This is a genomic window from Leisingera caerulea DSM 24564 (assembly GCF_000473325.1).
In the GTDB taxonomy this organism is placed as follows: Bacteria; Pseudomonadota; Alphaproteobacteria; order Rhodobacterales; family Rhodobacteraceae; genus Leisingera; species Leisingera caerulea.
Map to the genome: position 1 here is coordinate 1,897,495 of NZ_KI421513.1, position 25,024 is coordinate 1,922,518.

Below are 25,024 nucleotides of genomic sequence, written 5' to 3' on the forward strand. Positions count from 1 at the left end.
GATCATAAACGACCAAAAAGGCGGGTCCAGCGTTGAATCACCAGAATGTCATATTGTCCCCCGGGCTGTACTTTGTTGCCACGCCGATCGGCACTGCCCGCGACATTACCTTGCGGGCGCTGGATGTGCTGGCCTCGGCTGATGTGCTCGCGGCGGAGGATACACGCTCGCTGCGCAAGCTGATGGAGATACACGGGGTGCCGCTCGGCGGGCGGCGGATCATCGCCTATCACGATCACAGCGGCAGCGGCGCGCGGGCCAAGCTGCTTGAGGCGCTGGCGGAGGGGAAATCGGTTGCCTATGCCTCCGAGGCCGGGATGCCGCTGATTGCCGATCCGGGCTTTGACCTCAGCCGCGCCGCGGCAGAGGCCGGGCACACGGTCACCTGCGCGCCCGGCGCCTCGGCGGCGGCAACGGCGCTGACACTGGCCGGGCTGCCGACGGATGCGTTTTTCTTTGCGGGCTTCCTGCCCAACGCCTCTGGTGCCCGCCGCAAGCGGCTGGAGGAGCTGCGGGACATCCCCGGCACGCTGATATTCTATGAATCGCCTAAGCGGGCTGCCGCCTCGGTCGCGGATATGGCCGCGGTGCTGGGCAACCGCCCGGCGGCGCTGTGCCGCGAGCTGACCAAGAAGTTCGAGGAAGTGCGCCGCGCGCCGCTGGCGGATCTGGCGGCCGGTCTGGAAGACAGCCCGGTCAAGGGCGAGATCGTGCTGCTGGTCGACCGCGGCCAGGAGACGGAGGTGAGCGAGGGCGATCTGGAAAGCGATCTGCAGGCCGCCTTGCAGGGCAACTCGGTAAAGGACGCCGCCGCCATTGTCGCCGAAATGCACGGGCTGCCCCGGCGCAAGGTCTATCAGCTGGCGCTGCAGCTGGCGAAGGGCGGCTGAGGCATGACCCGCGCCCGCCAGCATCGCGGCAGCCGCGCCAATCTGGCGGGCGAAGCGGCGGAGGAGATCGTTGCCCGCCACTACGAGAACCGCGGCTACACCGTGGCGGAGCGCCGCTGGCGCGGGCAGGGCGGCGAAATCGACCTGATCCTGCGCGGGCCGGAGGGGCTGGTGTTTGTCGAGGTGAAGCACAGCGCCACCAGCGCCGCCGCGGCCCTGCGCATCACGCCGCGGCAGGCGGAGCGCATCTATGCCAGCGCCGGGCAGTATCTGGAGAACGCGCCGCAGGGGCAGCTGACGCCGGTGCGGTTTGACGCGGCGCTGGTCAACGGAACCGGCGCTGTGGAAATCATCGAAAACGCTTTTGGCATGGATTGAACCGCGCCTCACCCATTGAACCCCAGGGCGGGGTGGGCCATGTATTTGGCCAGTTTACAAGGGATACTGCCATGAAAATCGCCTTCCAGATGGACCCGGTCATGGGCGTGGACATCAACGCGGACAGCAGCTTCCGCCTGGCCGAAGAGGCGCAGGCGCGCGGCCATGAGCTGTTCTTCTACACCCCTGACCATCTGGCCTATCAGGAGGGCCGCATCACCGCCCGCGGCCATGACATGACGGTGCAGCGGGTGGCGGATGCGCCGGCGGTGCTGGGACCGGAACGCGAAGTGGACCTGGGCGTGTTCGACGTGGTCTGGCTGCGCCAGGACCCGCCGTTTGACATGCATTACATCACTTCCACGCATCTTCTGGACATGCTGAAGGGGCAGGCGCTGGTGGTGAACGACCCGTTCTGGGTGCGCAATTACCCGGAAAAGCTGCTGGTTCTGAAGTTCCCGGACCTGACCCCGCCGACCACCATCGCCCGCGATTTGCAGACCATCAAGGCGTTCAAGGAGGTTCATGGCGACGTGATCCTCAAGCCGCTGTACGGCAACGGCGGCGCCGGCGTGTTCCGGCTGGACGCCAATGACCGCAACCTCACCTCGCTGCATGAGCTGTTCACCGGCTTCAGCCGCGAGCCGCTGATCGTGCAGAAATTCCTGCCCGACGTCAGCAACGGCGACAAGCGGGTGATCCTGGTCGACGGCGAGCCGGTGGGGGCGATCAACCGCGTGCCCGCGGCGGGCGAGACCCGGTCCAACATGCACGTGGGCGGCCGGCCCGAAAAGACCGGTCTCAGCGAGCGCGACATGGAAATCTGCGCCGCCATCGGGCCGCTCTTGCGCGAAAAGGGCCAGATCTTTGTCGGCATCGACGTGATCGGCGATTACCTGACCGAGATCAACGTGACCTCGCCCACCGGCATTCAGGAGCTGGAGCGGTTTGACGGTGTGAACATCGCCGAGAAGATCTGGCAGGCGATCGAAGCCAAGATCCGCTGATGAGCTGGCAGCGCCGGGCCATAAATGCGTGGATGCGTTATGGCATGAAACCGGCGCTGCGGCTGACCGGCAGCCCGGACTTCGTGCGCAGGGTCTTTGACCTGACCGCACCGCTGTTTTGCCCGGCGCTGCCCTATACCCGGGTGCTGCGGCGGCCTGCTCCGGTGCCGCTGTATCTGGTCTCCGCCGGGCAGACCCGCAGCCGGCGGGTCATCCTGTTCCTGCACGGCGGTGCCTATCTGGCCGGCAGCGCCCGAGCCTATCAGGGGATGCTGTCCCGTCTCTCTTACGCCTCTAGCACTGAGATCGCCGTGCCCGATTACCGGCTGCTGCAGGAGGCTCCGTTTCCGGCCGCATACGATGATGCGATGACGGCCTGGCAGTCGCTGCGCCGTATGGGCTATGGGCCGGGGGACATCCTGCTGGCGGGCGACAGCGCAGGCGGCGGGCTGGCGCTGGCGCTGCTGGGCGGGCTACTGGCCAAGGGCGAGCGGCCGGCGGGTGTGATTGCCTTTTCCCCCTGGTGCGATCTGACGCTGAGCGGAGCCAGTATCCAAGCCAACCGGGACAAGGATGTGATCATCCCCGCCGGGCGGATGAAAGAGGTTATCGAGCAGTATCTGGCAGGCGCGGACCCTGCTGATCCGCGCGCGTCCCCGCTGTTTGCGGAGTTTCCCGATCCGCCGCCGGTGCTGATCCAGGCAGGCGACGTCGAAGTGCTGCTGTCGGATGCGGAGCGGATGGCAGAGCGGCTGCAGGCCGCGGGCGGCAGCGTCCGCCTGACCCTGTGGCGCGATGTGCCGCACGTCTGGCAGTTCATGGCCGGGCACCTGCCGGAGGGGCAGGCCGCGCTGGAAGAGGCGGCTGCCTTTGCGGTCAGGGCGCTGGACGGCGGCTCAGCGGGATGAGGGCAGCCGGAAGCTCAGCGCCTCGGCGAAGTGCTGGCGCTGCACGCGCTCCTCACAGGCCAGGTCGGCGATGGTGCGGGCAACCCGCAGCACCCGGTGATAGCCGCGCGCACTGAGGCCAAAGCGCTCGGCGGCACGGATCAGAAGGTCGCGGCTTTGGGCGTCCGGGGCAGCAATCTCCTCCAGCAGGCTGCCCTCGGCATCGGCGTTCTGGCGCAGGCCGGGATGGTCCCGGAACCGGGCGTTTTGCATCTCGCGGGCGATGGCCACCCGCTGTGCCACCTCAGCAGAGCCTTCGGCGCCGGGCGGCAGCTCCAGGTCGGCGACATCCACCGGCGGCACGTCCAGATGCAGGTCGAAGCGGTCCAGCAGCGGGCCTGAGATCCGGCCCAGGTAATCCGCGCCGCAGAGGGGCGCCCGGGAACAGGCGCGGTTGGCATCCGCCAGATAGCCGCATTTGCAGGGGTTGGCGGCGGCCACCAGCATGAAACGGCTGGGGTATTTCACATGGGCGTTTGCGCGCGCCACCATCACCTCGCCGGTTTCCAGCGGCTGGCGCAGGGTTTCCAGCACCGGGCGGCCGAACTCCGGCAGCTCATCCAGAAACAGCACGCCGTTATGGGCCAGGCTGATCTCGCCGGGCTGGGCGCGCCTGCCGCCGCCGGCAATCGCCGCCATCGAGGCGGTGTGGTGCGGCTCGCGGAACGGGCGGGCGCGGCTGATGCCGCCCTCGTCGATCAGCCCGCACAGGGAATGGATCATCGAGGTTTCCAGCGCCTCCGCGGGCGACAGCGGCGGCAGGATCGAGGGCAGCCGCGCGGCCAGCATCGACTTGCCGGAGCCGGGCGGGCCGATCATCAGCATGTGATGGCGTCCGGCCGCCGCGATTTCCAGCGCCCGCTTGGCCGTTTCCTGGCCTTTCACGTCGCGCAAATCCTTGCCGCCCAGCCCGCTGACCGCCTCGCCGGGCGCGGAGGGTTCAATGCGCCGCTGTCCGGTGAAATGCTGCACCACCTCCGTCAGCGTGCCAGCGCCGATCACCTGCGCCGCATCGACCCAGGCCGCCTCCGGCCCCGAGGGTTTCGGGCAGAGCAGCATCAGGCCTTCCTCCGCCGCGGTCACTGCGGCTGGCAGGGCGCCCGCCACCGCAATCAGCTGGCCGTCCAGCGACAATTCTCCCAAAGCGATGGTTTCCTCGGCCTTTTCCTCCGGGATGATGCCGATCGCGGCCAGCAGGGCGAGTGCAATGGGCAGGTCGAAATGGCTGCCTTCCTTGGGCAGGCCGGCGGGCGACAGGTTTATGGTGATCCGGCGCGAGGGCAGGGCGATGGACATCGCCGCAAAGGCTGCCCGCACCCGCTCGCGCGCCTCGCAGACGGCCTTGTCCGGCAACCCGACGACTGAGAAGGCGGGCAGGCCCGGGGCGACGGCGCATTGCACCTCGACCAGCCGGGCCTCGACCCCTTGAAAGGCAACTGTGTAGGATCGTGCGGTCATGTCTCCCAACCCTCCTGGTGCAGGGAGAAATGCTTGGCAATCGTGGTTTCCGAGTCGTTAACGCAAGCGGCAGCGGGAGGCGAATTCACGCAGAATTCGCGCTGCCTGCGGCCTCAGTCCAGCGACCAGGGGCGCCGCGGCAGATCCATTGCATAGGGTTCGGGATCATAACTGACTTCATGCGCCTGCTCCTGCCAGCGCAGGACTGCGGGGTCGGACAGCAGCAGCTTGCAATAGACGCGGGTTTCCCCGGATACCGGCAGACCATACCCCACGATCCGCGCGGCCACCGGGGTGTAGAACACATCCGCCAGCGAATACGCCCCGAACAGATAGCCGCTGCTGTGGCCTGAGACCTTGCGGGCGTGGGCGAACAGGGACTCGATCCGGTTCAGGTCGGCCTTCACGCCAGGTGAAACCTCGAACCCTTCATAGACATGGGCAAGCTGCATCGGGCATTCACTGCGCAGCGCGCCGAAGCCTGCGGCCATTTCCGCGGCCAGCCAGCGCGCCGTGGTACGCTGCGCCGGATCTGACGGCCAGAGACCGGCCTCCGGGTGCCGCTCTGCCAAGGTCTCGGCAATCGCCATGCTTTCGCCAATCACCGTGCCTTCAGGCGTGCGCAAGGCGGGCACCAGCCGCGCCGGGGCCAGATGCGCCATGTCATCCGCCATGGTTCCTGAATACAGCCCCACCATATGCACAGTGTGGGGCAGGGAGAATTTTTCGAGCATGAGCCAGCCGCGCAAGGACCAGCTGGAATACATGCGGTCGCCAATATAAAGTTCGTAAGCCATGCCAGGAGGCTAGCGCCTGGTAATCAATCGCGAAATGGAATGTTTGTGATGGTATCCGTCACGGAAGGTGATTGATAACACCCGTCCGCCAGCCCTCAGGGCCATGCAGCACTTCGCTGACGGACAGGTTGTCGATGCGGTGGGCAAAGGCCTCTTCCGCGGTCAGCAATTCCGCACGCTGGATCTGGGTCAGGATCTGGCCGAAGTGGCCCACCACGATCAGGTCGCGGCCCCGGTGCGCGTCGATCAGCCCGTCAACGGCCGCGTTAACCCGGTTGCAGACCTGGTGCCAGCTCTCACCGCCCGGCGGGGTCACATCGCCCGGGGTTTCCCAATAGGCGCGGATACGCTCCGGGTCCTCGGCGTCCACCTCGGCCCAGGTCCGCAGCTCCCAGGCGCCAAAGTGGATCTCGCGCAGAGCTTGCACATGCGGCAGGCGCTGCCGGCGTCCCTGGATGGCGGTGGCGGTCTCCGCCGCGCGGGACAGGTCCGAGGACACCACCAGCGCGTCTGCAGGCAGGTAGTCCGACAGGCGCGCCAACGCTGCCGAATCGGTCAGATCGGCGGGCAGATCCGACCAGCCGACCATGGATTTCGCGTGAGTCGGCCCATGCCGGACCAGAAACAGCCGGGTGATCATACGGCCCCCTTCAGCACAAGCGGCAGCCCCGCGGTCACCTGCACAACAGTATCCGCCCGCGCCGCCAGGGCGATATTGAGCCGCCCCTGCGCCTCGCGGAACCGGCGGGCCAGCGCGTTCTCGGGAACGACGCCAAGGCCCGTTTCATTGGACACGATAACCAGGTCCGCCTGGCACCGGTCCACTGCCGCCAGCAGCCCGTCCTGGGCGGCCTGCAGGTCATGCTCTGCCAGTAAATGATTGGTCAGCCACATGGTGGCGCAATCCATCAGGCAGATCTGGCCGGGCTCCAGATCGCCAAGCACCTTGTCTGCCGTTTCCGGTTCTTCAACAGTGGTCCAGCCTGCGCCTCTTTGTTTGAGATGCCGGGACACTTTATCGCGCATTTCACTGTCGAAAATTTGCGCAGTCGCCCAGTAAACCCTGCTTTTCCCGGAGCTTAAACACAGCTTCTCTGCATAGGCCGACTTCCCTGAGGCGGCTCCTCCAAGAATAAAAGTTACATTTGCAGGCATTTCTTGCTAACCTGTAAGTCCGAAGCCGTTCCTGTGGGTAACCGCAGGGCCCGGTTAAGACAAGAGACCGCAGCGTCCCGGGGTTCCACTTATTAAGGCCGGGAAAGTTTGCGCAGGGGCCAAAACAAATTTTTCTTTTCCATTTTGGCCTTTGGATGAGCCGAAAGTCGCATCCTGCGCGCTGTTGCTGCCGGTCTGCAGAAACCGGGCCCCCATTGTTCCATGCGCGTCCTCAGGCGGCAGTTTGTTAATTAGTTTCCGGGGGGAAATCACATGGCACTTGACCAAACAGTCGAAAACCCATTGCCGAGACAGGCAATGAAGGCAGAACTTTTGGATGCCGAAACAGAGCGCCGTCTGGCCTATGCCTGGCGCGATGACCGCGATGTCAAATCGCTGCACCGGCTCATTAATGCCTATATGCGCCTGGCCATCTCCATGGCGGCCAAGTTCAAGCGGTACGGGGCGCCGATGAACGACCTGATCCAGGAGGCCGGCCTGGGCCTGATGAAGGCGGCTGACAAATTCGATCCGGACCGCGGGGTCCGGTTCTCGACCTACGCGGTGTGGTGGATCAAGGCGTCGATCCAGGACTACGTGATGCGCAACTGGTCGATGGTGCGGACCGGCTCGACCTCGTCGCAAAAGTCGCTGTTCTTCAACATGCGCCGGGTGCAGGCGCAGCTGGAGCGCGAGGCGCGGTCTTCGGGCGTGCCTCTGGATCAGCATCAGCTGCATCAGAAGATCGCCACAGAAATCGGTGTGCCGCTGCGCGATGTGGAGATGATGGAGGGGCGCCTGTCCGGGGCCGACTTCTCGCTCAACGCGGTGCAGTCCACCGACGAGGAGGGCCGCGAGTGGATCGACGCGCTGGAGGATGACACCTCGCAAGCCGAAGAACTGGTGCAGGAGCGGCACGACCGCCGTCAGCTGCGCAAGTGGCTGGTGACGGCGCTGCAGGCGCTGAATGACCGCGAGCGCTTTATCATCACTGAGCGCAAGCTGCGCGAACGGCCCCGCACGCTGGAAAGCCTGGGCACGGAGCTGGGCCTCTCCAAGGAGCGGGTGCGCCAGCTGGAGGCCGGTGCGTTTCAGAAGATGCGCAAGAGCCTTGAAAGCCAATCGCGCGAGGTGCACAGACTGCTTTCATGAGAAAGCGGTTTCAAATTCTGAAAACATTGGCAAGCGCCGCCGTTCTGGCGGCGCTTTGCCTGTCTGGCGCCCGCGCCGGCGATCTGGCGGCGGCGGCTGAAATGCTGCGCGGTGCGGATGTGGCAATTCTCGGGGAGGTGCATGACAACGCGGTGCACCACCAGCGGCAGGCAGCGCTGCTGGCGGCGCTGCAACCCAGGGCGGTGGTCTGGGAAATGATCACGGCAGAGGAGGCGGCCGAACTGGACCCTGAGGTGCTGGCGGACGCTAAGCATGTGGCGCAGGCTTTGGACTGGGCACAGTCCGGCTGGCCGGAGTTCTCCCTCTATGCGCCGGTCTTTGCGGCCGCCAAAGGGGCCCGCCAGTACGGCGCGCTGGTGCCGCGGGCAGAGGCCGCCCGGGCGCTGGAGCAAGGTGCCGCCGCCTATTTCGGCGCAGAGGCCGCGGCGCGCTTTGGCCTGGATCGGCCGCTGCCGGCTGCTGAGCAGGCGGCGCGCGAGGGGGATCAACTGGCCAGTCACTGCAACGCGATGCCGGCAGAGATGCTGCCGGTCTTGGTGGACATCCAGCGCCTGCGCGACGCCAGCCTGGCCGCTGCCGCAGACCGGGCGCTGGCGGAAACCGGCGGCCCGGTGGCGGTGATCACCGGCAACGGCCATGCCCGCACCGACCGCGGGCTGGCGGTGTACCTGGCCAAGGCCCGGCCCAAAGCCCGGATCCGCAGTCTGGGCCAGTCGGAGGACGGGCAGATCAGCGGCACGTTCGATCTGGTGCTGGACGCGCCGGCGGCAGAGCGTCCCGATCCCTGTCTGGTGTTTCAGAAAAGCAACTGAGGCGCGCTGCCTAAGCTGCTGACGCTGTTTGTGCCCAGGACCGCGCCGTGCGCAGCGCGGCGCCCGGCCCAACGCCGCCAGCGGCAGGGGCCGCAGGCCCGTACCGTGCGGGGGCGGGAGGCTTTGCGTTTGCCTTTGTGCCGGGGTGCCGGGCCGGGAAAACCGTTTCACACTTCCCTTTCGGCGCAGTACAGTCGCGGCAAACCGGGCGAGGACGCGCAAATGCTGGCTGGCAAACACATTCTTCTGATCATCGGCGGCGGCATCGCGGCCTATAAGTCGCTGGAGCTGATCCGCCGCCTGCAGGACCAGGGCGCCCGGGTGACCCCGGTGCTGACCAAATCCGGTGCCGAGTTTGTGACCCCTCTGTCGGTCTCGGCCCTGGCCGGAACACCCGTGCATCAGGAGCTGTTCGATCTGACGGCAGAGGCGGAGATGGGCCATATCCAGCTGTCGCGCAGTGCCGATCTGCTGGTGGTGGCGCCCGCCACCGCGGATCTGATGGCCAAGATGGCGCAAGGCCTTGCAAATGACCTCGCCTCGACGCTGCTGCTGGCCACCGACACGCCGGTGCTGCTGGCGCCCGCGATGAACGTGCGCATGTGGGATCACCCGGCCACCCGGCGCAATCTTGAAACACTGAAAGAGGACGGTGTCTCTTTCGTGGGCCCCAACGAGGGCAGCATGGCCTGCGGCGAATTCGGACCCGGCCGGTTGGCGGAACCGGAAGAGATCCTGTCCGCCATCGCGGCCAAGCTTGCGGACGGGCCCCTGAAGGGCAAGCGCATCCTGGTGACCTCTGGCCCGACGCATGAGCCGATTGATCCTGTGCGCTATATCGCCAACCGTTCCTCCGGGGCGCAGGGGGCGGCGGTGGCCCGAGCTCTGCGCGAATTGGGCGCAGAGGTGGTGTTTATCACGGGCCCGGCAGCGGTCCGCCCGCCCGAGGGCGTGCAGGTGGTTCCGGTGGAAAGCGCCCGCGAAATGGAAGCCGCGGTTCAGGCAGCATTGCCTGCCGACGCCGGGGTCTTTGCTGCCGCGGTGGCGGACTGGCGGGTGGCCAGCGCCTCGGACCGCAAGCTGAAGAAATCTAAGGACGGGCTGCCGGTATTGGAGTTTGCGGAGAACCCGGACATTCTGAAAACCGTTTCGCAGATGAAGGATGGCCGCCCGCCGCTGGTGGTTGGCTTCGCGGCAGAAACCAACGACGTGGTCGAGAACGCCACCGCCAAGCGCAAGCGCAAGGGCTGCGACTGGATTGTGGCCAATGACGTCTCGCCCGCGACCGGCATTATGGGCGGCAGTGAAAACGCGGTGATATTGATCTCTGACGGCGGCGCCGAGGAATGGCCGCGGATGGGCAAGGACGAGGTTGCCCGCAGGCTGGCGGAACGGATCGCTGCGGCGCTGGCCGGGTGATGTTGAGTATTTTGGGAAAGATGAAGAGGGAGCGGGGATGGTCGCGATCCGTGTGATCCACGACGAAGGGGCGGACCGGGATGTGCCGCTGCCGTCTTATGAGACTGCTGGTGCCGCCGGCGCCGATGTGCGTGCCAACCTGCCGGACCGCGGCTGCCTGGTGCTGCAGCCGGGCGAGCGCGCGCTGGTGCCGACCGGGTTGCGCATCGAGATCCCGGCTGGCTATGAGGTGCAGATCCGGCCGCGGTCCGGGCTGGCGCTGAAACACGGGATTACCCTGCCCAACACACCGGGCACCATCGACAGCGATTATCGCGGGCCATTGGGGGTGATCCTGATGAATGCGGGGCAGGAGGCCTTTCAAATCGCGCATGGCGACCGCATTGCGCAGATGGTGGTGGCGCCGGTCCTGCAAGCGCGGTTTGAACTGGCGGATGCGCTGTCCGGAACGGCCCGCGGCGCGGGCGGCTTTGGATCCACCGGGCAGGCCTGATGCTGCGGATCCTGATTCTTGCGGCGCTGATCTGGTGGGGCGGGCGCTTTCTGGGCTTGCCGCGCAACCTGCGTATCACGCTGCTGGCGGTGCTGTTCATCGCCGTGCTGGCGGTGCAGCTGACCCTGCCGGTAGGGCATCCCTTGCGCGAAGGCACCGGCGGCTCTGCCGCGCCCTGGCTGATGCTGGGCGGCTTTGCTCTTGTGGCCGGTTTCTACGCGCGTATCGTGACGGCTTTGAAAACCCGCGCCCAGCCTCAGGATACACAGATGACCCAGCCCGCAGGCACCTTTACCGAAAGCGAGCTTGACCGCTATGCCCGCCATATCGTCCTGCGCGAGCTGGGCGGCCCGGGGCAGAAAAAGCTGAAACAGGCCAGGGTGCTGGTGATCGGCGCCGGCGGTCTGGGCGCGCCTGCGCTGCAGTATCTGGCCGCGGCCGGGGTCGGCACCATCGGGGTGATCGACGACGACCAGGTCGACAATGCCAACCTGCAGCGCCAGGTGATCCACCGCGACAAGGACATCGGCACGCCCAAGGTATTTTCGGCGCAGGCGGCGATGGAGGCGCAGAACCCCTATGTGGAGGTGCGCCCCTATAACCGCCGCCTGAGCGAAGACATCGCGGCGGAGCTGTTTGGCGAATATGATCTGATCCTGGACGGCACCGACAATTTCGAGACCCGCTATCTGGCCAACCGCACTGCCGTGGCACTGGGCAAGCCGCTGATCTCTGGCGCGCTGTCGCAATGGGAGGGCCAGCTGAGCGTCTTTAATCCAGCCAAAGGCGGCCCCTGCTATCAATGCATCTTCCCGGAGGCCCCGGCCGCCGGCCTGGCGCCCAGCTGCTCTGAGGCCGGGGTGATCGGCCCGCTGCCGGGTGTTGTCGGCGCGATGATGGCAGTGGAGGCAGTCAAGCAGATCACCGGGGCCGGAGCCGTCCTGCGGGGCGAGATGCTGATCTATGATGGGCTCTACGGGGAAACCCGCAAGATCCGGCTGTCCCGGCGGGACGGCTGCCCGGCGTGCGGCGGTGTTTCGGCAAGCTGATCTCTTTCCGTGAATGAAGCCTATTACATTGCGCTGCTGTGCGGCGCCCTGTTCGGCGGCCAGCCGGAGACGGTGCATGAGTTCACCTATCACGGAGGCGCGGCGTCGATCCGGACCGACTGTGAAAACGGCAACCGGGTCATCGAGTTCGGCCTCGACAAACGCAGCAGCCTGGACAGTATCCAGCAGGCGCTGTTTGCGGCTGAAATCACCGGCAAGGAGCCTGTGGTTGTGCTGATTGATACCGACGGCACGATGGGCCGGTTCGAGTGGCGCATCGCCCGCGCGGCCAATGTCGCGGGTGTTCCGATCCGGATCATTCCGGCTGAATTGACGGACAGCCTGGGAGCCGGCGGCTGAACAGCCCATCTACTCTATGCGGGAATGTCCAGGGAGGCCTATGTGCAGTTCTCAGTCTGATTGCGGCCCCCCGCCTTTCCCGCTAGCGTCGCCTGCAAAGGAGACCTGTATATGTCCAACCCGCTTTTGTCCCGCTGGGATACGCCGTTTGAAATCGCCCCCTTCGACAGCATTTCCGATGATGATTTCGCCCCCGCGCTGGACCAGGCGCTGGCGGCGCATAAGGCGCAGATCGACGCCATCGCAACCAGCGCTGAGCCGCCCGGCTTTGCCAATGTGATCGAGGCGCTGGAAACCCCGTGCCGCGAGCTGGAACAGGTGCTGGGCGTGTTCTTCACCGTGGCCGGCGCCGACAGCAACCCCAAGCGGCAGGAGCTGCAGCGGGAGTTCTCCCCGAAACTTGCCGCGCATTTCTCGGCAATCACCGCCAACAAGGCGCTGTATGCGCGGGTCAAGGCGGTGTGGGACCAGCGGGAGGAGCTGGATCTGACAGCGGAGCAGCAGCGGGTCCTGATGCTGACCCATCGCGGTTTTGTCCGCGGCGGCGCGGCGCTGGAGGGCGCGGCCGACACCCGGATGCAGGAAATCAAGGGGCGGCTGGCGACCCTGGGCACCCAGTTCACCCAGAACCTGCTGGCGGATGAACGCGACTGGTTCATGGAGCTGTCCGAGGACGATCTGGAAGGCTTGCCGGAGTTTGTCGTAAAGGCCGCGCGCGCAGCGGGGGAGGAAAAGGGCGCGGGCGGCCCGGTTGTCACCCTGTCGCGGTCGCTGATCACGCCCTTTCTGCAGTTCTCTCCGCGCCGCGACCTGCGTGAGAAAGCCTTCAACGCCTGGGCCGCCCGCGGCGCAAATGGCGGCGGGACCGACAACCGGGCCATCGCGGCCGAGATCCTGCAACTGCGCGAGGAGCGGGCAAAGCTCCTGGGTTACGAAAACTTCGCCGCCTACAAACTGGAAACCGAAATGGCTAAGACGCCGGAAGCGGTACGCGGGCTGCTGATGGAGGTCTGGGAGGCGGCCAAGGCGCAGGCGGAAACGGATGCGGACGTGCTGACCGGGATGATGCAGGCCGATGGTATCAATGGCGACCTGGAGCCCTGGGACTGGCGCTACTACGCTGAGAAGCGCCGCAAGGCTGAGCACGATCTGGATGATGCGGAGCTGAAACCCTATCTGCAGCTCGACCGGATGATCGAGGCATCCTTTGCCTGCGCAAACCGCCTGTTCGGGCTGGATTTCAAAGCACTGGACGTGCCGCTTTACCACGCCGACTGCCGCGCCTGGGAGGTGACCCGCGGCGGCAAACATGTGGCGGTCTTCATCGGTGATTACTTCGCCCGCAGCTCCAAGCGTTCCGGCGCCTGGTGCTCAGCCATGCGGCAGCAGGCCAAGTTCCCCGAGGTGCAGGCGCCGGTGGTGATCAACGTCTGCAACTTCGCCAAGGGTGACCCGGCGCTCTTGTCCTGGGACGACGCCCGCACCCTGTTCCACGAGTTCGGCCACGCGCTGCACCAGATGCTGTCGGATGTGACCTATGAGAGCATTTCGGGCACCTCCGTGGCGCGCGATTTTGTGGAGCTTCCGAGCCAGCTTTACGAGCACTGGCTGGAGGTGCCGGAGGTGCTGCAGGAGTTCGCCACCCACGCCGAGACCGGCGCGCCGATGCCGCAGGAGATGCTGCAGAAAGTTCTGGGGGCCGCCAACTTCGACATGGGGTTCCAGACGGTGGAATACGTGGCCTCTGCGCTGGTGGACCTGGCCTTCCATAATGGCCCTGCGCCGTCCGATCCGATGGCCAAGCAAAACGAGGTGCTCGCAGAGATCGGAATGCCGCATGCGATCGTCATGCGCCACGCGACGCCGCATTTTGCGCATGTGTTCTCGGGCGACGGCTATTCCGCGGGCTATTACAGCTACATGTGGTCGGAGGTGATGGACGCCGATGCCTTTGCCGCCTTTGAGGAGGCAGGCGGGGCGTTTGATGCCGAACGCGCCAAGGCGCTGGAGGAGCATATCCTGTCCACCGGCAGCTCCGCGGATCCGGCGGATCTGTATGTTGCCTTCCGCGGGCGGCTGCCCGGTGTCGACGCGCTGCTGAAAGGGCGCGGGCTGGCTGCGGAATGAGGAACGCGCCCTGACGGGCGCTGCTGCCCCTTCCGGCGGCAAAGCCGCCTGCCGGGCAGCGGGACTTGAGTGTTTTGGGAAAGATGAAAGAGCGGGCAGCCAGTCCGCTCTTTTTTGGTTCAGTAGCCGAGGCTGCGGTCGACAAGGTGCAAGAGCGGCTCGCCGGCCTCAGCGCGGCGGATGTTTTCGGCGATGACTTCGGCCGCAGTGCTCTCGCGGGTTTCCGAGGCGATATGCGGGGTGACCGTCACGTTGGGATGCGCCCAATAGGGATGTTCCGGCGGAAGCGGCTCGATGCGGAAGACATCCAGCGTCGCGTGGCCCACCTGACCGCTGTCGAGCACAGCCAGCAGCGCCGCGTCATCGATCAGCGGGCCGCGGCCCGGGTTGATGATCTTTGCGCCCATGGGCAGCAGCGCCAGGGTTTCTGAATTCAGGGTGTTTTCGGTGGCGGGGGTGTCGGGCAGCAGCAGTATCACGATCTCCGCCCGCTCCAGCGCTGTTTTCAGCCCGTCCTGTCCTGCGTGGCAGGTGATGCCTTCGATCTCCTTTTGCGTGCGGCTCCAGCCGGAGACATCAAACCCCAGCGCAGCCAGCGCCTTGGCAGACGCGGCGCCCAGTGCGCCGAGGCCCAGCACGGTGACATGCCGGTCCTTGGCCAGCGGTGGAATATGCCGGTGCCAGCGCCCGTTCAGCCCGCGGATATGCATGTCCATGCCGAGGTGATAGCGCAGCGTGTGCCCCACCACCCATTCGGTCATGCCCTGTTCCAGCCCGCTGTCCACCATCCGGGTGAGCGGCACGGCAGCAGGAACAACGGGCACGATTTTTTCGACACCGGCCCACATGCTCAGCACTGCTTTCAGCCGGGTGAAAGGGGTGAAATCACTGACCGGCCCGTTGGGGGCGTAAACGATGTAATCCACCTTTTCCGGCGCGAAGTCATCGCGCACATCGGCCTTCACGCCCAGCCGGTCGAATTCCGCCGTTAACAGCGGCTCATACGTTGGCCAGCTATCGGCGCGGCCTGCAAACAGGACATTGGCGGTCATGAGATCTCCCTGAAATTTTTAGCGTGAGGCTTGTCTTGGACGGTGGATATGGGCGCTTTGCACGATGCCGAAGGCGCCCAAGAGCACCAGCATCGCCGAGCCGCCATAAGACACCATCGGCAGCGGCACGCCAACCACGGGCGCAAGCCCCATCACCATCGACATGTTCACCGCAAAAAACAGGAAGAAGGTGATGGCAATGCCCATGATCACCAGCGAGGAGAACCGGTCCTTGGTGGCAATCGCCGAGGCGATGCAGAACAGGATGATCAGCATGTAGATGAACAGGAGGGTGACGCCGCCGATGAAGCCGAATTCCTCTGCCAGGGTGGTGAAGATGAAGTCTGTGTGCTTCTCGGGCAGGAAGTTCAGCCGTGATTGCGTTCCTTGCATGAAACCGCGCCCCGACCAGCCGCCGGAGCCGAGCGCGATCTTGGATTGGGTGATGTGATACCCCGCGCCCAAGGGGTCCTGCGAGGGGTCCAGGAAGGTGTCGATGCGGCGGAACTGGTAGTCTTTCAGCAGCTGCCAGTCGGTGCCGCGGCTTTGGAAGACTGCGCTGACGAGGCCGACCCCGGCCGCAATCACCGCGGCGAAATAGGCCCAGTGCACGCCCGCAAGGAACATCACCCCGCCGCCTGCCGCCATCAGCAGGATCGAGGTGCCAAGGTCCGGCTGCTTCAGCACCAGCGCTGTGGGCAGCAGGATCAGCGCAACCGGCAGCAGCACCCACAAGGGGCGGGAGGTCTTCTCGGGCGGCAGCCAGTCGTAATAAGCCGCCAGCAGCATCACCAGGGCGATCTTGGTGACCTCCGAGGGCTGGAGGCGCATAAAGCCGATGTCGATCCAGCGCTGCGCGCCCATGCCGACGGTACCGAACAGCTCCACCGCGACCAGCAGCGCCAGCGAGGCGAGATAGGCCAGCACCGACACGTTTCGCCAGAACCAGATCGGGATCATCGCCACCACAAACATGGCAGCAAGGCCTAGGGCAAACCGCTTGACCTGCGGCTCCACCCAGGGGCTGAAGGAGCCGCCCGCCACTGAATAGAGCATCAGGAAACCGACACTGGCCACAGTGATCAGCAGCAGCGTCAGCCCCCAGTTCAGGTGCAGGATCTTGCGGAACCCCGAAGGTGTCGATTTCGCGTGGTACTCAAGATAGCTCATGCCCGGCTGCTCCTGCTCCCCAGGGGGCGCTTGACGCGCTCGCGCTCCAGCCGTTCCTGCTGGGCCTTGATGCGGCTGCGGTCGGCTTTGGGGTATGCTTCCAGCGGCGGCGTGCCGTCATAAAGCGCCTGCAGCATCACGTCACGGGCGATCGGCGCCGCCGCCTTGGAGCCGCCGCCGCCGTGTTCCACCACCACGGCCACCGCGTATTTCGGGTTGTCATAGGGCGCGAAGCTGACGAACAGCGCGTGGTCGCGGCGCTCCCAGGGCAGGTCCTCGTTACGGATCACCCCTGCGGCGCGTTCGGCGGCGGTGATGTTGCGCACCTGGCTGGTGCCGGTCTTGCCCGCCATCCGCATCCCGTCGCCGATGATGCGCGAACGGTAGGCGGTGCCGCGGCGGTCGTTGCTGACGGAATACATGCCTTTGCGGACCATCCGCAGGCTGGTCTCGCTGACGCCCAAAGGCTCGCCCGCGCCGCTGGGCTGCTCCACCCCGTCGAGCGATTTCAGCAGCCGCGGGGTCACGCTGCGCCCGGTGGCGATACGCGCCGACATCACCGCCAGCTGCAGCGGCGACGCCAGCATGTAGCCCTGGCCGATCGAGGCATTTGCAGTGTCGCCGATCAGCCAGTCCTTGCCATAGGAGCTGGCCTTCCAGTCCTTGGTCGGGGTGATCCCCTGCGCCACTGCCGACATCGGCAGGTCGTGCTTGATGCCCAGCCCGAACCGGTTTGCCATCGCCGAGATATTGTCGATACCGGTCTTGATGGCCACGTCATAGTAGTAGACATCGCAAGACCGTTTCAGCGAGGTGTTCAGATCCACATGCCCATGGCCTGCGCGCTTCCAGCAATGGAACCGGCGGCCAGCAACCTTGAGGTATCCGGGGCACCAGACGGTTTCGTCCGGACCGATGACGCCTTCCTCCAGCGCCGCCAGCGCGGTGATCATCTTGAAGGTCGATCCCGGCGGGTAGGTGCCCTGCACGGTCTTGTTGGACAGCGGGCGGTACTTATCCTCGGTCAGCATCCGGTAGTCGGCCACGGAAATGCCGCGCACGAACAGATTGGGGTCAAAGCTGGGCGAGGAGCAGATCGCGCGGATGTCGCCGTCTTCGCAGTCGATCACCACGGCGGCGGCGCTTTCCTGGCCCAGCCGCGCCTGCACGTAGTTCTGCAGCCCGGCGTCGATGGTCAGCTGCATGTCGGCGCCGGAAATCCCCTCGCGCCGGTCCAGCTCGCGCATGACCCGGCCGGTGGCGTTCACTTCCACCCGCTTGGCGCCGGCCTTGCCGCGCAGCACATCCTCACGCTTGGCCTCGAAGCCGACCTTGCCGATCTGGAAGCGCGGGATCATCAGCACCGGCTCGGGATCTTTCATCTTGCTCAGGTCATAGTCGGACACGGGGCCGACATAGCCCACCACATGGGCGAAATCGCCCAGCTGCGGATAGACCCGCGTCAGGCCCACCTCCGGGGTGACGCCGGGCAGGGCCGGGGCGTTCACCGCGACCTTGGAAATATCCTCCCAGCCGATCCGGTCGGCCAGGGTGATCGGCAGGAACGGCGGTGAGCGGCGCATCTCGGTGCGGGCGCGCTCCAGGTCCTCCGGATCCAGCGGCACCAGGTTTGCCAGCTTGGCGATCACGTCCTCCACGTCGCCCGCATCCTCCGGCACCACGGTGATCCGGTAAGAGGGCGAGTTCTGCGCGATGATCAGCCCGTTGCGGTCAAAAATCTGGCCGCGGGCGGGCGGCAGCAGGCGGATGTTGATGCGGTTTTCCTCGGCCAGCAGGCGGAATTCATCGGCCTGATCCACCTGCAGAAAGCGCATGCGGGCGGCCAGCCCGCCGGCAAAGGCCAGCTGCAGCCCGCCCAGGAACAGCGCCCGCCGGGTCATCTTGCCGTGAGAGGCATCCACGTCCTTGGAATTGCGTTTCATCGGCGGCTCACCAGGGTTTCGGCCTCAGCAGGGGACAATTTGCGCACGCCCAGAATAGACTGGCTGGCCCAAACCGCCAGCGGGTAGGCGGCGATGGTCATCACCGCCTGGATAACCGTCAGGCCAAGCGGGGCCTGCTGCACACCGAACAGGACCAGAACCAGCCGGTTCAAGGTGGAGATCCCCGTCACCGTCAGGGCCACGGCCAGCCACTCGCTGGCAAAGGTGCTTTCGCGGTGCGGGGCGGCACGGGCCTTCAGAAAACCGCAGCCCAGCACCGTGAGCAGCGCCAGCAGGCCCGGCGGGCGCTGAAACAGCAGATCGGCCAGCAGCATCACCAGGCCGATGGACACCGCCGGAACAAAGTCGGGACGCCGCAGCGACCAGGCCATGGCCAGCAGCATCAGCAGGTCCGGCGGCGCCCAGAAACGCGGCTCGGTTTCCAGCGGCAGCAGGTGAAAGAACATGACCAGAAGCGCCAGCGCCGGGAAGGCCAGGCGCATGGTCCAGATCCGGGCGGGGGAGGTGTTAGCCATTGCCCGCCTCAGCCGTGCCGTCCGCGCTCTCGGCCCCCAGCCCCTCGGGCCTCGGCTGCGGCACCGGATCGCCGGGCGGTGCCCCGACCAGCCCGCCGGGGTCCTGGATCACTTCAGTACCGTGATGGCGGAGTATCCTGAGGAATTCCAGCCGGCTGTAGTCTGCTGACAGGCGCACCCGCATCCGGCCCGAACGGTCCTTGGCGACTTGCCCGATCAGCAGGCCCGCCGGAAACACCGCGCCATCGCCGGAGGAGATCACCCGGTCGCCGGGGCGCACCAGATCGGGGTTTTCCAGAAAGCTCAGCACCGGCGCGGCACTGTTGTCGCCGGTGACCAGCGCGGTCTGGCCGGAGGGCTGGATGGTGGCAGGCACCGCGCTGGCGGCATCGGTCAGCAGGACCACCCGCGCGGTGTCGCGCCCGGTGCCGGAGATCCGGCCCACCAGCCCGATCCCGTCCATCGCCGCCCAGCCGTCATGCACCCCGTCGCGGCTGCCCACATTCAGCAGCACCGACTGCCGGAAGGGGGAGCCGCTGTCGGCCATCACCACTCCGGTGATATAGGTGAGCTGCGGATCCAGCCGCACGTTGTTGAGGTCCAGAAGCCGGGCGTTTTCCTGTTCCAGCTGCAGAGCGGCCTCTTTCCAGGCCCGCATCTGCCGCAGCTCGCTGCGCAGTTCGCGGTTCTGCTCGGCCAGCCGCTGATAGCTTTGGAAATCGCGGATCAGGTTGATGGTTGCAGTGACCGGCACCATCGCCCAGTCCATGCTGGGCACCACCTTGTCCGCAACCTGGGCGCGGAACCGTTCCACCCGCGGGCTGTCGATCCGCCAGACGATGAAAATCGCGGCCAGGCACAGGCACAAAACCGCTGTCAGCAGACGCCGCAGCGGGGTTGCGTAATCGTCGCGCTGTGACTTGTCCTTCGCCACGTCTCTCCTTCCAGCCGCCCCTCCAGCCTCCTGTCAGCTGGCGCCGTTCCGGCGGTCAGGGTCTATTAGCTGTCGTAGTCGATGGCGTGGGCCAGCTGCTTTTCGTACTCCAGCGCCTTGCCGGTGCCCAGGGCCACGCAGTTGAGGCTTTCGTCCGCGATGGAAACCGCCAGGCCGGTCTGTTCGCGCAGGGCGAGGTCCAGATCGCCCAGCAGAGCACCGCCGCCGGTCAGCATCACGCCGCGGTCAACGATGTCGGCGGCCAGATCCGGCGGCGTGGTCTCCAGCGCGGTCATCACCGCCTCGCAGATCTGCTGCACCGGCTCGGCCAGCGCCTCGGCCACCTGGGCCTGAGAAATCTCGATTTCCTTCGGCACCCCGTTCAGCAGGTCGCGGCCGCGGATCTGCATCGACTGGCCGCGGCCGTCGTCGGGCATCCGGGCGGTGCCGATGGAGGTCTTGATGCGCTCGGCAGTGGATTCCCCCACCAGGAGGTTCTGCTGGCGGCGCAAATAGCTGATGATCGCCTCATCCATACGGTCGCCTCCGACGCGGACGGAGCGGGCGTAAACGATGTCGCCCAGCGACAGGACGGCCACCTCGGTGGTGCCGCCGCCGATGTCGACAACCATGTTGCCGGTCGGGTCGGTGATCGGCATGCCGGCACCGATGGCAGCGGCGATCGGCTCGGCAATCAGGCCGGCGCGGCGGGCGCCGGCGGACAGCACCGACTGGCGGATCGCGCGTTTTTCAACCGGGGTCGCGCCATGCGGCACGCAGACGATGATCTTGGGCTTGGAGAAGGTCGAACGCTTATGCACCTTGCGGATGAAGTGCTTGATCATCTCTTCGGCGGTGTCAAAATCGGCAATCACGCCTTCGCGCATCGGCCGGATCGCCTCGATCGAGCCGGGTGTGCGGCCCAGCATCAGCTTGGCGTCCTCGCCCACGGCCAGCACTTTCTTGACGCCGTCCTTCACGTGGTAGGCCACCACCGAAGGCTCGGACAGGATCACGCCGCGGCCTTTGACGTAGACCAGCGTGTTGGCAGTGCCGAGGTCAATGGCCATGTCCGAGGAGAACAGACCGCCCAAGTTTCCGAAAAGCGCCATATAGAAGGGATCCTGTGAGTGCTGCCATTATACCTTAGGCGACTCCCGGGGAGCCGCCTGCACCCACCTTATAAGCGGCACGGGAGGGCCGCGAAAGAGCGTATTATGGTGAAACAGCGCGTTTCCGCCAAGTCGGCGGGGCTGTGCGCCGGGCCGGAAGGTGCAGGTTGCGGCAGTCAGGCGGCCAGGCCGGGCGCGCCGGGTTTCCCGCCGGTGCCCGAATGCCGCCGTTATGCCGCCGGTGCCGTGGCTGCCGCCGTCCCGGCATCTTGCCGGTCAGCTTGGGAAAATCCGCTGCATCTCCGAGTTGAAATGAGCCCAGGTCAGGCTGGCGCTGTTGCCTGCGTAGCCCTCGTAATAGGATTTGCCGCTGGACACCGGCAGCCCGGCCCAGATCTTGGCGAGATTCAGCATAAAGGTCTTGCGCGGCATTTCCGACTGCAGGAAGGCGCTGTAGCCCGCTTCCTCGATCAGCTGATGCGCCAGCTGGTCCTGCAGCTCGGGCGAGAAGCGGGCCTGCGGCTTCACGCCCTGGTGCCGGACCAAGCGCCGCAGCGTTGCGGGGATCATCTGATACCGCCCGATGGCGTGGGGCTGGCCCGGGGTGGCGTCGATCCAAGCGTTGATCTCGGCGATTGTCATGCTTGTCGGCTTCTTCGGCGGTTTGCGCGTGGCGCCATATTGCACCGCGTCATACTGCGCTTTGCCGGCCTCGGCGCTGGCGATCAGGTCCAGCAGCCGCTTGACGCTGGGCGGTGCTTTCAGGACCGGGGCAAACAGGCCGCCGCCGCTGCGGCCGCGGAACAGGCTGGCGGCGCCGGGATTGAGCGACACGGCCCCGCGGCCGGGGCCGGGCAGGGTGTCGGGCAGAAAGCTGGCAACCGCCTGCGGCGCTGGCGCTGCAGCGGGCGCAGAACCGGGCATCGGGGCAGAGGCCTTTTGCAGGAAGAACTGGTTGCCCACCAGCGAATACCCTTGCGCGCTGACGGCGGCCGCGGCGCACAGAAGCAGCGCCAGAAAGGTCACGAAAAGGGCAAAGGCGCTCATTCTAAGGGGCATCGGAACCTGCATTCTGCGGCGTCTGGAACGGGGGCAGTCTGCCGCGTCGGGGTTGAGATTCCGTTTATCCGCCGCACGCCGCCCCTTCCGCCCCTTGGAAATAGCGGCTAGAGGGGGCGCATGCTTTCCTATCAGCACATCTATCACGCCGGGAACCTGGCCGACGTCCAGAAGCACGCGCTGCTGGCCTGGATGCTGGCCTACCTCACCCGCAAGGACAAACCGATCAGCTATATCGAGACCCACGCGGGCCGCGGCCTGTATCAGCTGGACGCGCCCGAGGCCGTGAAGACCGGCGAGGCGGAGCAGGGCATCACCCGGGTTCTGACAGATCAGGGCCTGGCGGCGGACCACCCGCTGCACCGCGCGCTGTCGGAAACCCGCAAGGCCCATGGCGCGGCCGCCTATCCCGGCTCGCCGCTGATTGCGGCCTCTCTGCTGCGGCCGGACGACTCGCTGCATTTTGCCGAGCTGCACCCGCAGGAAAACGCCGCCCTGCGCGCCGCGCTGAAGCCCTGGAAGGCCAAGGTGCACCAGCAGGACGGGTTCGAGCTCGCCATGTCGCTGGCGCCGCCAACCCCGCGCCGCGGGCTGCTGCTGATCGACCCCAGCTACGAGATCAAATCCGACTACGCCCGCATCCCCGGCATCATCGGCCAGCTGCACAAGAAGTGGAACGTGGGCATCGTCGCCCTGTGGTACCCGATCCTGAAGGACGGCAGCCACAAGCAGATGCTGAAGGCGCTGGAGGCGCAGGGGCTGCCTGACGCCCTGCGCCACGAGGTGGCCTTTCCGCCGGTGCGCGAGGGCCACCGAATGGTGGGGTCCGGCATGTTCGTGGTCAACGCGCCCTATGGCGCGGCAGAGGAAGCGGCGCGGATATCGGCGCTGTTCAAGGCGGTTTCCCGCAAGTAGCCCAGGATCGCACGTTCGACGCGCAGCGCCGCCTGGCTCGCCGCTCAGCGCTGCGGCGTTGATCATGCCCTTGGCAATGGCCACCGCGTCGCGCGCCTGGAGCGGCAGGAGCGTCCGGACGGTGCTGATCGCCGTGCTGCAGGACCGGCGGCTTGAAGTGGTGTGATCAGCAACGCAGGCGTTCAAATCACTGCCGGTTTCGCCAAAGGTGCGACGTCTTCGCAGGAAAGCGGGCAGGAGCTGGCGCTGAACCTGACAGCCCCCTGATCCTGCCGCGACAAGAGCAACCCCAGGGCGGCAGAAACGGCCATGCTGGATGGGGTTGCAGCGGGTAAAAGTGAAATCCGGGTGGGTCAGATGAAGCTGTTGCGGCTGATCTGCAGACCCTCCCCGGCGCTGGCGGCACGCATCCTGCGCGGCTGACGCTCCGGAAACAGTTTTGAAATCCAGCGCTTTCCCGCTACGCTTTTCAGCAGGGAGGGCGCCATATGGAACGCAGGCTGGCTGCCGTGCTGGCGGCGGACATGGTTGGCTACAGCCGCCTGATGGATGTGGATGAGCAGGGCACGCTGGCCCGTCTTCGCACCCACCGGATCGAGTTGATCGACCCTTCGATTGCCAAGAACCGCGGTTCCATCATCAAGACCACCGGCGACGGGATGCTGGTGGAGTTTCCCAGCGTCTGCGACGCGGTGGCCTGCGCCGCCGAGGTGCAACAGCGGATGCGCCGCCGCAACGCCGATGTGGCGCCGGATCAGCGCATCCAGTTCCGGGTCGGGATCAATCTTGGAGATATCATCTTTGAAGATGGCGACATCTACGGCAGCGGCGTCAATGTGGCCGCCCGGCTGGAACAGTTTGCCGGCACCGGGGACGTCTGCATCTCAGCCGCGGTTTACGATCAGGTCCGCCGCATCGGCGAGCTGCAGTTCGAGGACCTGGGGCCGCAGCAGCTCAAGAACATCGCGGAGCCTGTGCAGGTCTACCGGCTTCTTCTGGAGGCGGAGGCTGACGCAGCCGCGCCTGATCAAGGCAGCAGCGCGGCCGAACCGGTTGCCGTGGTCAAACCCTCCCTCGCGGTGCTGCCCTTTGCCAATATGAGCGGCGACCCGGAGCAGGAGTTCTTTGCCGACGGGCTGACGGAGGACATCCTGACCGAACTCAGCCGCCGCCACGAACTGTTCGTGATCTCCCGCAATTCGACCTTTGTCTACAAGGGGCAGGCGGTCAACATCCGCGAAGTGGCGGAAAAACTGGGCGCCCGCTACATCGTCGAGGGCAGCGTGCGCAAGGCGGGCAACCGGCTGCGGGTCACCGTGCAGCTGATCGACAGCTGCAACGATTCCCATATCTGGGCGGAGAAATACGACCGCACCCTGGACGATATCTTCGAGATCCAGGATGAGGTGACATCGGCCATCGTCGCCACTCTGCCGGGGCGGATCGAAGCGGCCCAGCAGGATGAGGTCTCGCGCAAGAAACCCGCGAGCCTGGCGGCCTATGAATGCGTGCTGGCCGCCAAGGTGCTGCATCACCGCAGCACGGCTGAAGACAATGCCAAAGCAATGGAGCTGATCGACCGGGCGGTGGAGCTGGACCCGGAATACGCCCATGCCCACGCCTGGCGCGGCTGCATCCGCGGTCAGGCTTGGGGCTATGGCTGGTGCGATAATCCTGAGGCGATGCTTGAGCTGGCGCTGGCGTCGATCCAGAAGGCCGCGTCGATGGATGACAATGATGCGGATGTGCACAGGCTGATGGCAGCGGTGTCCATCCTGCAGGAGAACCTGGATCAGGCGCAGTACCACCAGGAACGCGCCCTGTCCCTGAACCCGAACTACGATCTGGTTGTGGTGCAGATGGGTGAGCTCTTGACCTGGCAGGGCAGGCCCGAGGAAGGCGCGGAATGGATCAAGAAGGGGATGCGGCTCAATCCGCATTTCCCGGTGCGGTTCTGGAGCCACCTTGGCAAGGCGCATTTCACCGCCCGCCTGTACGAGGAGGCGCTGACGGATTTCAAACGCCTGCCTGCATTGGATGCGGTGCAAACCGGGCTGGTTGCAGCCTGCAACAGCTGGCTGGGCAACACGCAGCAAGCGCAGGACTGCGTGGCGCGGATCCGGGTTTTGCAGCCGGAAGCCACGGCAGAGGGGTTGCTGGCCGGGCTGCATTACGGGCGCAAGGAAGATGCTGAGCATTTCACCGAAGGCCTGCGCAAGGCCGGGCTGGACTAGGCCG

General features: G+C 65.9%; 24 protein-coding genes. 13 read left to right on the forward strand and 11 right to left on the reverse strand.

Translation table 11 applies throughout. The features are described from left to right. Positions 1-32 precede the first annotated feature (32 nt). From rsmI to CAER_RS0116455, 4 genes are all read left to right on the forward strand, one after another. On the forward strand, positions 33-890 hold the full coding sequence (gene rsmI, locus CAER_RS0116440) for a 16S rRNA (cytidine(1402)-2'-O)-methyltransferase (RefSeq protein ID WP_027236396.1): 858 nt from the start codon (positions 33-35) through the stop codon (positions 888-890). Positions 891-893: 3 nt separating this feature from the next. Further along, entirely contained in the window at positions 894-1,268 is a 375-nt protein-coding gene (locus tag CAER_RS0116445; RefSeq protein WP_027236397.1) for a YraN family protein, read from the forward strand. A gap of 71 nt (positions 1,269-1,339) precedes the next feature. Next, positions 1,340-2,275 (forward strand): glutathione synthase, encoded by a 936-nt coding sequence (gene gshB / locus CAER_RS0116450; RefSeq protein ID WP_027236398.1) that lies wholly within the window; start codon positions 1,340-1,342, stop codon positions 2,273-2,275. After that, a complete protein-coding gene (locus CAER_RS0116455) occupies positions 2,275-3,183 on the forward strand; it encodes an alpha/beta hydrolase fold domain-containing protein (protein WP_027236399.1) in 909 nt (302 codons plus the stop codon). The genes gshB and CAER_RS0116455 overlap by 1 nt, the downstream gene beginning before the upstream one ends. On the opposite strand, the gene CAER_RS0116460 is transcribed toward CAER_RS0116455, so the two are convergent. The 4 genes from CAER_RS0116460 to cobU form a co-directional block, all read right to left on the reverse strand. Then, positions 3,172-4,680 (reverse strand): YifB family Mg chelatase-like AAA ATPase, encoded by a 1,509-nt coding sequence (locus tag CAER_RS0116460; RefSeq protein WP_027236400.1) that lies wholly within the window; start codon positions 4,678-4,680, stop codon positions 3,172-3,174. The two genes, CAER_RS0116455 and CAER_RS0116460, sit on opposite strands and share 12 nt — an antisense overlap. Before the next feature lie 113 nt (positions 4,681-4,793). Next, positions 4,794-5,477, reverse strand: coding sequence for a glutathione S-transferase (locus CAER_RS0116465; protein ID WP_027236401.1), 684 nt, complete (start codon positions 5,475-5,477; stop codon positions 4,794-4,796). Between the two features lie 58 nt (positions 5,478-5,535). Next, complete coding sequence (locus CAER_RS0116470) at positions 5,536-6,117, reverse strand: histidine phosphatase family protein (RefSeq protein ID WP_027236402.1); 582 nt, start codon at positions 6,115-6,117, stop codon at positions 5,536-5,538. Continuing rightward, positions 6,114-6,632 carry a bifunctional adenosylcobinamide kinase/adenosylcobinamide-phosphate guanylyltransferase gene (cobU, locus tag CAER_RS0116475; protein WP_027236403.1) on the reverse strand — a complete coding sequence of 173 codons (519 nt, stop codon included), beginning with the start codon at positions 6,630-6,632 and terminating at the stop codon, positions 6,114-6,116. The genes CAER_RS0116470 and cobU overlap by 4 nt, the downstream gene beginning before the upstream one ends. A gap of 273 nt (positions 6,633-6,905) precedes the next feature. Between cobU and CAER_RS0116480 the strand changes: the two genes are divergently transcribed. The 7 genes from CAER_RS0116480 to CAER_RS0116510 all read left to right on the forward strand — a co-directional run bounded on the left by CAER_RS0116480 (position 6,906) and on the right by CAER_RS0116510 (position 14,065). Beyond that, positions 6,906-7,784: an RNA polymerase factor sigma-32 gene (locus CAER_RS0116480; RefSeq protein WP_027236404.1), complete on the forward strand. Its 879-nt coding sequence runs from the start codon at positions 6,906-6,908 to the stop codon at positions 7,782-7,784. Continuing rightward, positions 7,781-8,617 carry a ChaN family lipoprotein gene (locus CAER_RS0116485; protein ID WP_027236405.1) on the forward strand — a complete coding sequence of 279 codons (837 nt, stop codon included), beginning with the start codon at positions 7,781-7,783 and terminating at the stop codon, positions 8,615-8,617. Before CAER_RS0116480 ends, CAER_RS0116485 begins: the two co-directional genes overlap by 4 nt. A 222-nt stretch (positions 8,618-8,839) precedes the next feature. Beyond that, positions 8,840-10,036, forward strand: coding sequence for a bifunctional phosphopantothenoylcysteine decarboxylase/phosphopantothenate--cysteine ligase CoaBC (coaBC, locus tag CAER_RS0116490; RefSeq protein WP_027236406.1), 1,197 nt, complete (start codon positions 8,840-8,842; stop codon positions 10,034-10,036). Between the two features lie 37 nt (positions 10,037-10,073). Then, positions 10,074-10,529 carry a dUTP diphosphatase gene (gene dut, locus CAER_RS0116495; protein WP_027236407.1) on the forward strand — a complete coding sequence of 152 codons (456 nt, stop codon included), beginning with the start codon at positions 10,074-10,076 and terminating at the stop codon, positions 10,527-10,529. Further along, positions 10,529-11,578 (forward strand): HesA/MoeB/ThiF family protein, encoded by a 1,050-nt coding sequence (locus CAER_RS0116500; protein ID WP_027236408.1) that lies wholly within the window; start codon positions 10,529-10,531, stop codon positions 11,576-11,578. The genes dut and CAER_RS0116500 overlap by 1 nt, the downstream gene beginning before the upstream one ends. Before the next feature lie 9 nt (positions 11,579-11,587). After that, positions 11,588-11,938 carry a hypothetical protein gene (locus tag CAER_RS0116505; protein WP_027236409.1) on the forward strand — a complete coding sequence of 117 codons (351 nt, stop codon included), beginning with the start codon at positions 11,588-11,590 and terminating at the stop codon, positions 11,936-11,938. A gap of 111 nt (positions 11,939-12,049) precedes the next feature. Next, on the forward strand, positions 12,050-14,065 hold the full coding sequence (locus tag CAER_RS0116510; RefSeq protein ID WP_027236410.1) for a M3 family metallopeptidase: 2,016 nt from the start codon (positions 12,050-12,052) through the stop codon (positions 14,063-14,065). 119 nt (positions 14,066-14,184) lie between these two features. Here CAER_RS0116510 and CAER_RS0116515 read toward each other — a convergent pair whose 3' ends face one another. The 7 genes from CAER_RS0116515 to CAER_RS0116545 all read right to left on the reverse strand — a co-directional run bounded on the left by CAER_RS0116515 (position 14,185) and on the right by CAER_RS0116545 (position 21,859). Beyond that, positions 14,185-15,117: a 2-hydroxyacid dehydrogenase gene (locus tag CAER_RS0116515; protein WP_027236411.1), complete on the reverse strand. Its 933-nt coding sequence runs from the start codon at positions 15,115-15,117 to the stop codon at positions 14,185-14,187. Positions 15,118-15,135: 18 nt separating this feature from the next. Then, positions 15,136-16,287 carry a rod shape-determining protein RodA gene (gene rodA / locus CAER_RS0116520; protein WP_027236412.1) on the reverse strand — a complete coding sequence of 384 codons (1,152 nt, stop codon included), beginning with the start codon at positions 16,285-16,287 and terminating at the stop codon, positions 15,136-15,138. Next, positions 16,284-18,230 (reverse strand): penicillin-binding protein 2, encoded by a 1,947-nt coding sequence (gene mrdA / locus CAER_RS0116525; RefSeq protein ID WP_027236413.1) that lies wholly within the window; start codon positions 18,228-18,230, stop codon positions 16,284-16,286. Before mrdA ends, rodA begins: the two co-directional genes overlap by 4 nt. After that, positions 18,227-18,766, reverse strand: a complete 540-nt coding sequence (locus CAER_RS0116530) for a hypothetical protein (RefSeq protein ID WP_027236414.1) — start codon at positions 18,764-18,766, stop codon at positions 18,227-18,229. Before CAER_RS0116530 ends, mrdA begins: the two co-directional genes overlap by 4 nt. Beyond that, positions 18,759-19,700, reverse strand: a complete 942-nt coding sequence (gene mreC, locus CAER_RS0116535; RefSeq protein WP_027236415.1) for a rod shape-determining protein MreC — start codon at positions 19,698-19,700, stop codon at positions 18,759-18,761. Before mreC ends, CAER_RS0116530 begins: the two co-directional genes overlap by 8 nt. 65 nt (positions 19,701-19,765) lie before the next feature. Further along, entirely contained in the window at positions 19,766-20,812 is a 1,047-nt protein-coding gene (locus CAER_RS0116540; protein ID WP_008554722.1) for a rod shape-determining protein, read from the reverse strand. 276 nt (positions 20,813-21,088) lie between these two features. Next, positions 21,089-21,859, reverse strand: coding sequence for a lysozyme family protein (locus CAER_RS0116545; protein WP_154667784.1), 771 nt, complete (start codon positions 21,857-21,859; stop codon positions 21,089-21,091). Between the two features lie 132 nt (positions 21,860-21,991). Between CAER_RS0116545 and CAER_RS0116550 the strand changes: the two genes are divergently transcribed. After that, on the forward strand, positions 21,992-22,786 hold the full coding sequence (locus CAER_RS0116550) for a 23S rRNA (adenine(2030)-N(6))-methyltransferase RlmJ (RefSeq protein WP_027236417.1): 795 nt from the start codon (positions 21,992-21,994) through the stop codon (positions 22,784-22,786). 488 nt (positions 22,787-23,274) lie between these two features. Next, entirely contained in the window at positions 23,275-25,020 is a 1,746-nt protein-coding gene (locus CAER_RS0116570; RefSeq protein WP_027236418.1) for an adenylate/guanylate cyclase domain-containing protein, read from the forward strand. Positions 25,021-25,024 lie beyond the last annotated feature (4 nt).